The 12953-nt window shown below is 68.2% G+C and carries 9 protein-coding genes and 1 pseudogene; 4 read left to right on the top strand and 6 right to left on the bottom strand.

The genetic code is table 11. From position 1 onward, the window contains the following. Positions 1 to 42 precede the first annotated feature (42 nt). Positions 43 to 669 (top strand): TetR/AcrR family transcriptional regulator, encoded by a 627-nt coding sequence (locus tag G3I17_RS31440; RefSeq protein WP_164601372.1) that lies wholly within the window; start codon positions 43 to 45, stop codon positions 667 to 669. Here the strand turns inward: G3I17_RS31440 and G3I17_RS31435 are convergent. Then, the gene (locus G3I17_RS31435; RefSeq protein ID WP_164601370.1) at positions 652 to 4026 is read right to left on the bottom strand and encodes a BTAD domain-containing putative transcriptional regulator; all 3375 of its coding nucleotides are present in this window, start codon (positions 4024 to 4026) and stop codon (positions 652 to 654) included. The genes G3I17_RS31440 and G3I17_RS31435 overlap by 18 nt on opposite strands. Positions 4027 to 4110: 84 nt before the next feature. On the opposite strand from G3I17_RS31435, the gene G3I17_RS31430 reads away from it, so the two are divergent. Together G3I17_RS31430 and G3I17_RS31425 are read left to right on the top strand one after the other, a co-directional pair. Continuing rightward, complete coding sequence (locus G3I17_RS31430) at positions 4111 to 5454, top strand: serine hydrolase domain-containing protein (protein WP_164601367.1); 1344 nt, start codon at positions 4111 to 4113, stop codon at positions 5452 to 5454. 183 nt (positions 5455 to 5637) lie between these two features. Next, positions 5638 to 6360 carry an NYN domain-containing protein gene (locus tag G3I17_RS31425; protein WP_164601365.1) on the top strand — a complete coding sequence of 241 codons (723 nt, stop codon included), beginning with the start codon at positions 5638 to 5640 and terminating at the stop codon, positions 6358 to 6360. A 140-nt stretch (positions 6361 to 6500) separates the two neighbouring features. On the opposite strand, the pseudogene G3I17_RS31420 reads toward G3I17_RS31425, so the two are convergent. From G3I17_RS31420 to G3I17_RS31405, 4 genes and pseudogenes are all read right to left on the bottom strand, one after another. Next, positions 6501 to 6842: pseudogene (locus G3I17_RS31420) on the bottom strand (DUF664 domain-containing protein); the annotation flags it as partial. Positions 6843 to 7066: 224 nt separating this feature from the next. Beyond that, complete coding sequence (locus tag G3I17_RS31415) at positions 7067 to 8611, bottom strand: long-chain fatty acid--CoA ligase (RefSeq protein ID WP_164601363.1); 1545 nt, start codon at positions 8609 to 8611, stop codon at positions 7067 to 7069. Positions 8612 to 8680: 69 nt separating this feature from the next. Beyond that, positions 8681 to 9796, bottom strand: coding sequence for a DUF5938 domain-containing protein (locus G3I17_RS31410; protein ID WP_203591024.1), 1116 nt, complete (start codon positions 9794 to 9796; stop codon positions 8681 to 8683). 2 nt (positions 9797 to 9798) lie between these two features. Then, the gene (locus G3I17_RS31405; protein WP_164601358.1) at positions 9799 to 10602 is read right to left on the bottom strand and encodes a glucose 1-dehydrogenase; all 804 of its coding nucleotides are present in this window, start codon (positions 10600 to 10602) and stop codon (positions 9799 to 9801) included. 182 nt (positions 10603 to 10784) lie between these two features. Between G3I17_RS31405 and G3I17_RS31400 the strand changes: the two genes are divergently transcribed. Further along, the gene (locus tag G3I17_RS31400) at positions 10785 to 11405 is read left to right on the top strand and encodes a TetR/AcrR family transcriptional regulator (protein ID WP_164601356.1); all 621 of its coding nucleotides are present in this window, start codon (positions 10785 to 10787) and stop codon (positions 11403 to 11405) included. Positions 11406 to 11603: 198 nt separating this feature from the next. Here the strand turns inward: G3I17_RS31400 and paaK are convergent, their stop codons facing one another. After that, a complete protein-coding gene (gene paaK, locus G3I17_RS31395) occupies positions 11604 to 12923 on the bottom strand; it encodes a phenylacetate--CoA ligase PaaK (protein ID WP_164601354.1) in 1320 nt (439 codons plus the stop codon). Positions 12924 to 12953: the final 30 nt, after the last annotated feature.

The following is a 12953-nucleotide window of genomic DNA, read 5'->3' as shown; positions in this document are numbered from 1 at the left end:
AGATGGCAAGAGTTCACGCACGGGGTATCGACAAGAGGTGCAATGAGCGAACCCTCCGCACGCCGTTACTCCGGCCGCTCCGTCGAGGAGTGGAAGGCGGCGCGCCGGGACCGTCTGCTGGACGCCGCGCTGGAGCTGTTCGGGACCGACGGCTACCCCGCGACCTCGGTGGAACGGCTGTGTGCACAGGCGAAAGTGTCGACCCGGCACTTCTACCACGAGTTCCAGAACAAGGAAGCCGTGCTGCTGGCCGTGCACGCCCAGGTGATCGAGTTGGCTGTCCGGAGTACCGGTGAGGCGCTCGCGGCGACCGCCGACTCGCCCGTCCGGGAGCGGATCGTGGCGGCCGTCGACGGCTATCTGCGCACCATCATGGCCGACCTGCGGCGGGCCCGGATCTCGTTCGTCGAGGTGGTCGGCGCCAGCCCCGCGGTGGAGGAGCAGCGGATCGCCTTCCGCGAGTTGCTGATCTCGAGCGTCGTCGGCGTCGGCGAGGTCGCGATCACCCGCAACGAGCTGACCCGCAAGGACTTCCGGTTCCTCGGCCTGTGTTTCATCGGCGCGGTCAACACGGTCGTCTACGACTGGATGCTGACCGACCCCAGGCCGCCGGAGCAGCAGGTCCAGACCGCGCTCCGCGACCTGGCCGTCTCACTCATGCTCAGCTGAGCCCGGCGTCCGCAAAGATCCCGTCGGGCCGGCTCCGATGCGGATCGAGCCCGTCGGCCGGCTCGAGCCGTCACGGCCCTGGATCAGGAGGCCGGCCAGACCCTGCGGATCGGCCAGGCCGAATCGTTTGCGGAGTTCCGCCGTCGCGTCCTCGCGGCCCAGCGCGGCGCCCGCCTCGTACGCGGTGGCGTAGCGCGCGTCGCCGAGTTCGGTGCGCAGCCGGTCGACGGTACGGCGTACGTCGGAATCCGGGACGGTCCGCATCCCGCGCATCGCGGCGGCGATGCCCAGGGTGCGGGCGGCGAGCTCGAGGTCGCCGGCCAGCAACTCCACCTCGGCGGCAGCCTCCACGACGCCAGAAGCCACCGGCATGTCGTCGGTGTTGAGCGCGAGGTCCACCGCGTGCTTGCTGTAGTCGCGGGCCTCGGCCAGCTCGCCCCGCGCGACAGCCACCCGGCCGAGGTGGCTGAGCACCACCGCCTGCCCGTGCGGCGCGATCCGCTCGGCCATCAGATCGAGCATCGCGTACGCCCGGTCGGCCAGCTCCTTGGCCTCGTCCAGCCGATCCTCGCGGCGGGCGAGCAGGGCGAGCCCGATCAGCGCCATCCCTTGCCCGCCACGGCTTCCTTGCTCCTCAGCGAGGTGTAGCGCCTGATGCAGATCGGTACGGGCGCCGTCGTGGTCACCGAGTTCGGCGCGGCTGAGGGCACTCTGGGCCAGCAGTTGCGAGACCCCTTCGGAGGTGCCGAGTTGCTCGATCAGGCCCAGTGCCTCGGTGATCGAGGTGAGCGCGCCGGCATGGTCGCCCTGACCGCTCTGGTAGCTGGCCAGCCCGCGCAGTGCGAGCGAGGTCCCCCACCGGTCGCCGAGGGAACGGAAACCGTCGAGCGCGGCCGCGAGGTCGACGGCCATTTCGTCGACCTGGCCCTCGTTCTCGCGGAACATCGCGGTCATCATCACGGCCATGTTCCGGGTCCACGGGTCCTCGTGGTGGCTGGCCGCCTCGAGCTCGCGGAAGCAGGTCGCCTTGTCCCGGCGGACCATCGCCCAGACGGCGTTCGTGAACCGGCCGACCCCCGACTCCGCGACGACGGCGTTCCGGCGGCTCAGCAACCGCACCTCGGCCAGACCACGGATCGCGCCACCGTACGACGCGGACGGATCCTCACCGTTCGACAAGGTGCCGAGCGAGTACATCATCAGCGTGCCTGCCCGCACCAACGGATCCGTCGGCCCCGGTACGGCGAGTGCCGCCTCGAACCAGGTGACCGCCTCGGCCGGGCGGCCGCGCATGTTCCAGTACTCGCCGAGTACCGAGACGAGCTCGAGCGCTGTCTGGGCGTCGCCCGCATCGACCGCGGTACGGAGTGCGTCGAGCAGGTTCTCGTTGTCCGCGTCGAAGCGGGCGATCCACTGCAGTTGCTCGCCGGTGTGCAGTTTGGGCTGGGCCTGGCGCAGCAGTTCGCTGAAGTAGGCCGTGTGGGCCTCGCGCACCTGGCCGAATTCGCCGGATGCCGTGAGCTGCTCGGCGCCGTACGCCTTGACTGTCTCCAGCATCCGGTAGCGGACGGACCGGTCGTCGGCAGCGGCGTCGACGAGCGATTTGTCGACCAGGGAAGCCAATACTCCGAGGACCGCCTCCGGTGGCAGGTCTGGTCCGCTGCAGACGTGCTCGGCAGCTTCGAGGGTCGCGCCGCCGGAGAAGAGCGACACCCGCCGGGCGACTGCCTGCTCGTCCGCGTCGAGCAGGTCCCAGCTCCACTCGACGACCGCGCGCAGCGTCTGGTGCCGGGGGAGCGCGGTCCTGGATCCGCTGGTCAGCAAGCGGAACCGGTCGGCGAGTCTCTCGACGATCTGCGGCGGGGTCAACGCCCTCAGGCGGGCGGCGGCCAGCTCGATCGCGAGAGGCATCCCGTCGAGCCGGCGGCAGATCTCCGCGATCGCCTGCCTGTTCGTGGCGGTGACGGCGAAGTCGGGACGGACCGCGCGGGCCCGGTCCACGAACAGCTGGACCGACGGGTACGCGTCGTCGACGCTGTCGATCGGCGGCAACCCCAGCGGGCCCACCGGATGCAGGTGCTCGCCGGGGATGCTCAGCGGCTCGCGGCTGGTGGTCAGCACGCGCAGCCGGGGGCAGGCGGCAAGCAGGGAGTCGACCAGGTCGGCGACCTCCTGGACGAGATGCTCACAGTTGTCCAGCACGAGCAGCACGCGACGACCCGCGACCACCTCGACGAGTCGCTGGGTGGCAGCGCGACTGCTCGGGAAGTGCTTCGGCGCGAGACCGAGCGGCAGATTGTCGACGTACTCGCTGGCGCCGAGCGCGCCGAGGATCGCGGGTGCCACGTCGGCCGCATCGGCGAGCGGGGCCAGCTCGACGAACCAGATGCCGTCGCCGGTCTGCTCGACCAGCGACCGGCCGGTCTCGGTGGCCAGCCGGGTCTTGCCGGCGCCACCCGGGCCGACCATGGTGACGAGTCGCGTGCCGTTGCTGAGCAGGCGGGCCAGCTCCGCCACGTCGTCCGCCCGGCCGACGAAGCTGGTCATCGGGGCTCGCAGGTTGTTCCGCGGCGCCGGCTCGCGGGCAGCCGGTACTACGGCGGCTGTGGCGACGGGGTCGATCGCGTCGCCGCGTAGTACGGACACATGGAGCTCGCGGAGCCGGGCGCCGGGGTCCGCGCCGAGCTCTTCGGCAAGGGTGGTGCGGACCCGCTCGTACGCCGCCAATGCCTCGGCTTGGCGGCCGTCGGCGTACAGGGCTCTGATCAGGAGTTCGTGGACGCGTTCGCGCAGTGGGTGGGTGGCGCTGAGGCGTTCGAGCTCGGGGGTCACCTCGCGGGCGTTGCCGCTGGCCACCGCGGCCTCGGCGAGATCCTCCGAGGCGCCCAGCTTCAGCTCCTCGAGACGGTCGGCCTCGATCGCGGCGAACGGGAGGTCGCGCAGATCGGCCAGCGCGTCACCGCGCCAGAGCCGCTCGGCCTGCGTGAGGAGCGCTTTGGCCTGGGCCGGATCGGTCGTGAGCAGGTCGCGGCCCCGGCGTACCAGCTCCTCGAACTGGAGCGCGTCGACGGACTCCGGCGAGATCGTCAGCGTGTAGCCGGCCGGGCCGGACTGGACCGAGATGCTCGACTCGGTCGCGGGCAGGCCGGCGCGCAGCCGCGAGACGAGGGACTGCAGAGCGTTCGCGCTGGGTGCCTCGGTGCCCCACAGACCGTCGACCAAGGTATCGATGCCGACCGGGCGGCCTGCGCTAAGCGCGAGCCTGGCGAGCAGTCCGCGCAGGCGGACTCCGCGGACGTCCAGCGGAGATCCGTCGGCCGCCCACATCGCGAGAGGTCCGAGCACCGCTATGCGCACGTTCCCACCTTCCCATAAGTGCCCGTCCACACCCCTGTCGTTTGTCACATCCGCTCAGACCTCGACATGCCTTACTGTCGATCGGTGACCGAGATCTCCGCTCAGACCCAGTCCGCGCTCAGCCGGATCGTCGCCGAACGCCAGGCCAAGGGGCGCGTCCCCGGACTCGTGGGGGCAGTCGCCCGCGACGGTGCGCTGGCCTGGTCCGAAGGGGCCGGCACGACCGACCTGGATCAGCCAGGCAGCGTGCCGACCGCCGATACCCAGTACCTGATCGCCTCGCACAGCAAGACGTTCACCGCGGTGGCGATCCTGGCGCTGCGCGACGAGGGCAAGCTCAGCCTCGACGACCAGCTCGACACTCTGCTGCCCGAGACCAAGCACGGTGGCGTCACCGTGCGGCAGATGCTCAGCCACGTCAGCGGTATGCAGCGCGAGCCGGTCGGCGACGTCTGGGACACGATGGCGTTCCCGAACCGCGAAGAGCTGCTCTCGGGCTGGAACGACGCCGAGCGGATCGGCAAACCGCATCACCGGTTCCACTACTCGAACCTGGTCTACTCGCTGCTCGGCGAGGTCATCGAGCGTCTTGACGGGCGCAGTTGGTACGAGTCGATCCAGGCGCGCATCCTGCGACCGCTGGAGATGGGCCGGACGACGGTCGGTTTCGACGGCGGGCCGGCGGCTCAGGGGTACTACGTACCGCCGTACACGGATGTGCCGGTGAAGGAGCCGGTGCTCGACATCGGCGCGATGAACGCGTGCGGTGGGCTCGCCAGTACTGCGGGGGACCTGGCCAAGTGGGCGATGTTCATCGCGAACCCGGTGGACGAGGTGCTCGCCGCGGACACCATCGAGGAGATGTGCCAGCCGCAGGTGATGGCGGACGAGCGCTGGGTGCTCGGTTTCGGTCTCGGCTTCATGCTGCTGCGGCTCGGTGATCGCGTCACGGTCGGCCACACGGGTGGCATGCCCGGCCACATCACCGGAACCTTCGTGCACCGCCCGTCGGGCACGGCCGGCATCGCGCTGATGAACGCCACCTCGGCCCCCGACCCGGCCGGCTTCGCCACCGACCTGTTGCTCAAGGTCCTCACCGACGAGCCGGCGAAGGCGTCGGTCTGGATCCCCGGCACCACCGTCCCCGACGACCTCACCGGCGTCCTCGGCACCTGGTTCTCCGAGGGCAGCCCCTTCGTCTTCTCAGTCCGCGAAGGCACCCTGCAAGCCGTAGCCCAAGGCGCCCCCGACTGGAAACCCCCAGCCATCTTCGAAAAAATCTCCACCGACCTCTACCGCACCACCTCAGGCCGCGAAGCAGGCGAACTCCTCCGCATCACCCGAGCCTCCGACGGCACCCCCACCACCCTCCACTGGTCCACCTACCTCTGCACCCGAGCCCCCCTCGCCTTCGGCGAGTGGCTCTGACTTTTGAACCCAGCGGTAGCCAACTGACCACGGTTGGCAGCGATCGTCGGTCGCGAGCTTCTCAGCGATCAGGCGCGAGGCCCCACTTCGGTGGGGCTTCTCCCTTTGTCGAGCTGTCGGGAGATGAGGCGGCAAAGCCGCCCAAACCGGTACGCAAAAAAGAACGGCCCCCAGAGGGGACCGTTGCAGCCGGGCGTACCGGCATTCGGTTTTCACCATACCACGCCGCGTACGCCATGTCCCGAACAGGAGATCCAAGGCGTGGGCACCGTCGCCGCTTACATAGATGGTTTCAACCTGTATTACGGCATGAAGAGCAAGTATGGCCGGAAGTACCTGTGGCTCGACCTGGTGAAGCTGGTACGCCAGCTCCGTCCCGAGGACGAACTGGTTCTGGTTCGCTACTTCACCACCATCGTCCGCGGCGAGCCGACGGCCGCTGCGAACCAGGTTCACTACCTGGACGCGCTGCAGGCGCACTCGGGAGACCTCCTCGACACTCACATCGGCTGGTTCAAGCGAGGGAGCCTGTCGCCGTGCAGGATCTGCGGTGAGCACTGGCAGTGCGAGTGCCCGCGGAGGCCACGGACCTTCGAAGAGAAGGAGACCGATGTAGCGCTGGCTGTGTCGATGGTCGAGGACACCGCCGCTCGCCTGGCGGACCGGACACTGCTCATCAGCGCGGATTCCGACTTCGCGCCCGCGGTGGCAGCGATCAAGCGGATGCGCCCCGGGCAGCCGGTCATCCTCGGAATGCCCGCAGGCAACATGCAGCCACACAAGCGCTTCGTTGACGTCGGACACTTCAACATCAACGAGACGCACCTGCGGCATTCGCAGTTGCCGGAGGAGGTTTTTGACCCGCTCAGGAAGACAAGTTGGCGCCGTCCGGAGAAGTGGATCTGAGCCTGATCGGGGTTGGTCCGGGCAACCTGAGGTTGCCCGGGCCAACGGGCTACTTGTCGTAGCTGGTGGTTCCGTCTATCAATTTCTCGGATGATGTCGAGGTGGCCGACGTGGCGGGCGGTTTCTTCGATCATGTGGCAGAGGATGTAGCGGGTGGAGGCGGCTCCGGTGTCGCGGAAGACGGCTTTTTCGACGTCGTCCAGGGAGACGCCGGCGACAATCTCGTTCGAGCGGGCGCACTCGGCGTCGTACTCGTCGAGGAGTTGGGTCAGCGGCACGTCGTCGACGAACATCTCGGCGTCGACGTGACCGTCCTCGGTCCACGGTGTCTGCCCGGTGTCGGGGACGCCGGCCAGGTTGAGGTGGAACCAGGAGTACTCGTTCCAGCGCAGGTGGGCCACCAATCCCGCCATCGTCATCAAGGGCGAGGTGGGTAGCATCACGCGATGCGCGTCGGCCTCGGTCAGGCCTTCGCATTTCATCCGGACGAAGGACCTCTGCAGGTCCAGCCAGCCGGTCAGTTGGGTCCGCTCGTCAGAGGTCAGCGGCGGACGGGATACCACGGTCATTGCAGCTCCAGAGGGTGAAACGGAGCTACCTGTCTCAGCCGCGGGTGCGTCGAGAAGGCAGCACGATGGGCGTACCAGACATCGCACTCACCTCCTCTCGCGTCAGCCCAGACCCTAGCGCCGACGCCGTGAGAGCACTACTCATTTAACAGGCGGGCCTTGACCTCGTTCTTCAGCACCTTGCCGACCTTCGAGCGCGGCAGGTCGCGCCAGACCTCCACCTGCTTCGGCGCCTTGACGCTGCCGAGCTTGCTCTTCACGTAGTTGCGGACCTCCGACTCGGTCACCGTGAGCCCGGGATGGAGCTGCAGTACGGCGGTCACCCGCTCGCCCCACTTCTCGTCGGGGAGACCGACGACCGCGCAGTCGCGGATCGCCGGGTACGTCATCAGCGCCTGCTCGACCTCTGCCGAGTACACGTTGAATCCGCCCGTGATGATCATGTCTTTCGCCCGATCCACTATGTAGAGGTAGTTGTCGTCGTCGAGGAACCCGATGTCACCGGTGTGGTGCCATCCGTACTGCGAAGCTGCGGCCGTCGCCTCGGCGTTGCGGTAGTAGCCGGCCATCACGAGCGACCCCCGGACGACGATCTCGCCGCGTTCCCCGGTCCCCAGCAGCCGCCCGTCGTCGGCCATGATCGCCACCTGCGTCAACGGCGACGGCCGCCCGGCCGACGCGAATCGCTCGACCGCCATCGACCCGTCAGCGTGGAAGTGGTCGGCCGGCGCCATCGTGGAGATCATCATCGGTGCCTCGCTCTGCCCGAAGAGTTGCGCCATCACCGGCCCGATCCGCGTCAGCGCCTCCTCCAGCCGGGCCGCCGACATGGGCGCCGCGCCGTACCAGAAGCACTGCAGTGAGCCGAGATCCGTGGTGGACAGCGAAGGATGCCCCAGCATCATGTAGATCAGTGTCGGCGGCAGGAACGTGTGCGTGACCCGATGCCGCTCGACCAGCCGCAGGAACTCGTCCAGGTCGGGCGCCGGCATGATCACGATCTCGCCGCCGAGCGTCAGTACTGGGAAGCACAGTACGCCTGCCGCGTGGGTGAGCGGCGCCAGCGCCAGGTAGACAGGACGCGAGGAGAACGGGTAGCTCATCAAGGTGATCGCCGACATCGTCTCCAGGTTGCGCTCGGTCAGCATCACCCCCTTCGGCCGCCCGGTCGTACCACCGGTGCCGACCAGCAGGGCGAGGTCGTCCAGCGGCTCCAAGGACCACGGCTCGGCCGGTACGCCGGTCAGCCACTCCGCCAGACTGATTGCCTCAGGCAATGAACCCTCGAGCGACTCCTCCAGACAGATGACCGTGGTCAGCTTGGGCAGCTCGGGGAGAATCTTCTGTACCAGCGGGAGAAACGCGCGCTGGAAGATCAGTGCCGAGCAGTCGAAGGCGTCGAGCAGGTCGCGATTCTCGGCGGCCTCGTTGCGCGGATTCACCGGGCACCAGATCGCGCCGGCCCGGGCGATCCCGAAGACGCAGGCGAACGAGATCGGGTTGTTCGCCGACAGGATCGCCACCTTGTCGCCCGGCAGCACGGCCGACCGGTGCAGGGCACGGCCGACCTGCCACGACAGTTGCTGCACCTCGCCGTAGCTGAGCGAAGTACCGTCCATCGTCAGGCAGGGTGCGTCGGCGCCGAGCGATGCGCCCTTGTCGAGATAGTCGTACAGCCTCACGCGAACTCCAGGTGGTACAGGTGCGGGGGGACCCTTGGGGGGTGAGAGTGGGGCCTCCCCCGCACCCGGTCAGTGATGGATGGTGACGACGGGCTCGAGGACCAGCCCGAAGCTCCGCAGTACGCCGAGCAGCTCGCGGTGCCCGAAGGCCTGGCAGGCCGAAGCCAGTCCGGCCCGACGCGGCGGTTGCTGCAGCAGCGAGTAGGCGGCGTACGCCTGCAGTGCGCCGGTCTGCTTGTAGTTGCTGTTGCCGTGGATGACGCAGTGCGCGCGTCCGAGCGGCCCGGAGGCGTGGACCGAGTCGAGGGACGTGTTGATCCGCGGGTTCTCGCGCGGCGGCATGCTCGCCTGGACCGACGCGGCGACCTCGGCCAGGGCAGCGTCCTGCTGCTCGACCGGGAGCGTCTTGATCTGCGACTCGACCATCTTCACGGCCTCGACCACACCCTGCATGACGGCCCGGTCGAAGACGCCGCCCGCGACCTTCACGTTGGCCACCCGCGGATCGCTCTTGAACCAGACCGGATGGCTCGTACCACCCCAGGGCAGCGCCAGTGCCGAAGCGTGCTGGCCAGGGACGTTCACCTCGAAGGTGGTGAGCGGGTCCCACTTCACCAGCTCGTTCTGCTCCAGGTAGTGCCAGTCAGCCTTGAGGATGGTGAAGATGGTCTGGGTCGATGCGTAGGTCGGGAATCCCTTCCACAGCACCAGGATGTCGAGGGTGTCGAGGCCTGGGGTCTCCAGACAGATGTTCGCGGCGATCTCACCGGTCGTGTACATCTGGGCGACACCCGGGGCGAGCAGCAGTCCCTCGGCGTTGAACTTGTCACCCCACCCGTTCTGCGCGTCCAGCAGCCAGTCCTGTTCACCAGTGGTGTCCAGGTAGTGGCAGCCGGCCGCCAGGCTCGCCTCGACGACCTCCGGCCCGTACTTGACGAACGGGCCGACCATGTTGCTGACCACCTTCGCGCCCCGGAAGAGATCCGTCAGTGCGCTCACCTCGTGCTCCACCTCGACGACCTCGTGGTCGACGGTGTCGATGCCCGGGACCTTGTCGAGTACTTCCTGGACGCGCTTCTTGTCCCGGCCGGCCGCGATGAACGGGACGTTGAACTCGCGCAGGTACTCGCAGACGAGTCGCCCGGTGTAACCCGAGGCGCCGTACACGACGACTGGTTTGCTCATCGTCACATCCCCATTCCGCCGTCGACCGGCAGGCCCGCGCCGGTGATGAACCGGGCCGCGTCCGAGGCCAGGAAGACGACCGCGTCGGCCATGTCGGCCACCTCGCCGAGCCGGCCCAGCGGGGTCAGCCCGATGACATCCCCGACAGCCGCCTCCGCGGACGGCCAGAGGCCGAGCGTGACCATGTCGGCCGCGAGCTTCATACCCATTGCGGTCGGCACCAGCCCGGGATACACGCAGTTCACCCGTACGCCGTACCCGAGCTTGCCGGCCTCCATCGCGGCCACCCGGGTCAGCCGGTCGACCGCGGACTTCGTCGCAGAGTACCCGGCGATACCGGGGAACGGGATCGTCGCCGCGACGCTGGAGATGTTGACCACCGAGCCACCAGTCCCGGCGGGTCCCTCCGGCCGCATCGCCCGGAACGCGTGTTTCACCCCCAGCGCGGTGCCGAGGACGTTGATCTCGAGCATCTTGCGGAGATCGGCCGGATCGAGGTCGACGACCAGACCGGACAGCTCGACGCCGGCGTTGTTGACCAGGATGTCGAGGCCGCCGAGCTCGGTGATCGTGGCGCTGATCGCCGCTTCCCAGTTCGCGTCGTCGGTCACGTCGAGGGGCACGAAGGCCGCGGTCGCGCCGCCGTCCTTCAGGGAGTCGGCGGTCGCCTTGCCGAGATCCTCCGCGATATCGGCGATCACGACCGACGCCCCGGCTCTGGCCAGGGCTTCGGCCATCCCGGCGCCGAGGCCCTGCGCGCCCCCGGTCACCAGGGCTTTACGTCCGGTCAGGTCGTACACGCTCATGAGGTCTCCCATCGCTCGGCTGCCTGCTGCGGAAGGGCCCGATCACCGGTGAGGTGCGGTGACCGGGCGATGAGCACAGCGTTACCAAATTCTGGACACTCGTCAAGACTTTCTTGGACACCTGTCAAGAAAATCTCCGATGCAGGTTAAACTTTCAGGAGATACCCCCCAGGAGGCAGACCGTGACCGAGGTGACGGACCGGATCTCGCGCCGCCAGGTGGACAAGTTCGCTGAGCGTCGCGCCCAGCTGGCGAGCTCCGCGCTGCGCACCCTGTCCGAGCTCGGCTATGCCCGGACGAGCCTGCGCGAGATCGCCCAGAACTCCGACTTCTCGCACGGCGTCCTGCACTACTACTTCCGCGACAAGGTCGAGCTGATCACGTACTGCGTGAAGCTCTACAAGGCCGAGTGCGTCACCCGGTACGACCAGATCGTCGCGACGGCCCGCGAGGCCGACCAGTTGCGCACCGACTTCGCGCAGGCGCTGGCCACCACTTGTGACGAGGACGGCTCGATGCACCGCCTCTGGTACGACCTGCGCAACCAGGCGCTCTTCGAGGAGAACTTCCGCGCGGACGTCCTGGAGATCGACAAGACCCTCGAGCTGATGATCTGGCGGATCGTGTCGACGTACGGCGAGCTGAGCGGTCGGCCGATCACCGTCTCCCCGTCGAACGCCTATGCCCTGTTCGACGGCCTCTTCCAGCAGGCGCTGCTCAGGAACCTGTCGGGCGAGCCCGGCGCCCTCGAGGACCTCCGCCAGGGCGTCGAGCTGACCCTCCCCAAACTGCTGATCGCCTAGCCCTCCCCCAAGCGTGTAGTCACCTCTACCCCTAACCGACTCATCATCGGTCCCTTGTGTCCCTCCACCGTTTTGCGTCCAGCTTGAGCATTGCGCGAGAGGAGGGACACAAGGGACCGATGATGAGTCGGCTGGGGTGAGGGTGAGCGGGGATGCGGGGGTTTTGGGGCGAGGGGGGGATGGGTGGATGGGGATGGGTTAGTGGGGGCGGTCGTCGCGGATTCGTTTGGCCTTGCCCAGGGAGCGTTCCAAGGCGTGCGGTGGGAGGACCTCCACGGCCGCGGTGACGCCTACTCGGTCTTTGATGCGGCGGGACAGGGCCAAAGCGGCGGACGCGTAGGACGAGACGGGGAGATCGGTGGCCGCCTCGACCTGGACGGTCAGTTCGTCGAGGCGGTTGGGGCGGGTGAGGATGCACAGGTAGTGCGGGGTGAGGCCGTCGACCAGCAGGAGCTGTTCCTCGACCTGGGTCGGGAAGACGTTCACGCCGCGGACGATCATCATGTCGTCGGTGCGGCCGGTGATCTTCTCCATCCGGCGCATCCCGGGCCGCGCAGTGCCGGGGAGCAGCCGGGTCAGGTCGCGGGTGCGATACCGAAGTACCGGGAAGGCCTGTTTGGTCAAGGTGGTGAAGACGAGCTCGCCGACCTCGCCGTCGGGCAGCACCTCGCCGGTGACCGGGTCGATGATCTCGGGGTAGAAGTGGTCCTCCCAGATGTGCAGGCCGTCCTTCGTCTCCACGCACTCCTGCGCGACGCCCGGCCCCATCACCTCCGACAGACCGTAGATGTCGACGGCGTGCATCCCCGTCTTGTTCTCCACCTCGGTGCGCATCTGCTCGGTCCACGGCTCCGCGCCGAAGATGCCGACCCGCAGCGTGGTTTCGTGCGGATCGATGCCGCGGGCAACCATCTCGTCGATGATCGAGAGGAAGTACGAGGGTGTGACCATGATGATCTCGGCGCCGAAGTCGCGGATCAGGTCGACCTGCCGCTCGGTCATCCCGCCGGAGATCGGTACGACGGTGCAGCCGAGCCGCTCGGCACCGTAGTGCGCGCCGAGACCCCCGGTGAAGAGGCCGTAGCCATAGGCGACATGGCAGACGTCACCGGCCCGCCCGCCGGCCGCGCGGATCGAGCGGGCGACCAGGTTCGCCCAGTTGTCGAGGTCGTCGCGGGTGTAGCCGACGACGGTCGGGCGGCCTGTCGTACCGGAGGAGGCGTGCACGCGCACGACCTCCTTGCGGGGTACCGCGAACATCCCGAACGGGTAGTTCTCCCGCAGGTCCTGCTTACCGGTGAAGGGCAGCCGGCTGAGGTCGGAGAAGTCCTGCAGGTCGCCGGGTTTGAAGCCCACGCCGTCCAGCGCCGCGCGGTAGTGCGGGACGTTCTCGTACGCCGCGCGCACGGTCGTCTGCAGGCCGGTCAGCTGCCGCGCCCGCAGTTCGTCGACGCCCAGCTTCTCGCCGTCGTCGAGCAGGTCGGCCGGGCAGGCCTCACCGAGAAATCTTTCGGTCATCACAGGACCTTCCAAAACCAAAGAAAAGAA

Source organism: Streptomyces sp. SID13031, assembly GCF_010548305.1.
GTDB lineage: Bacteria > Actinomycetota > Actinomycetes > Propionibacteriales > Kribbellaceae > Kribbella.
Note: the sequence above shows the minus strand (reverse complement) of the source record. Positions and strands in the feature narration are given on the sequence as shown.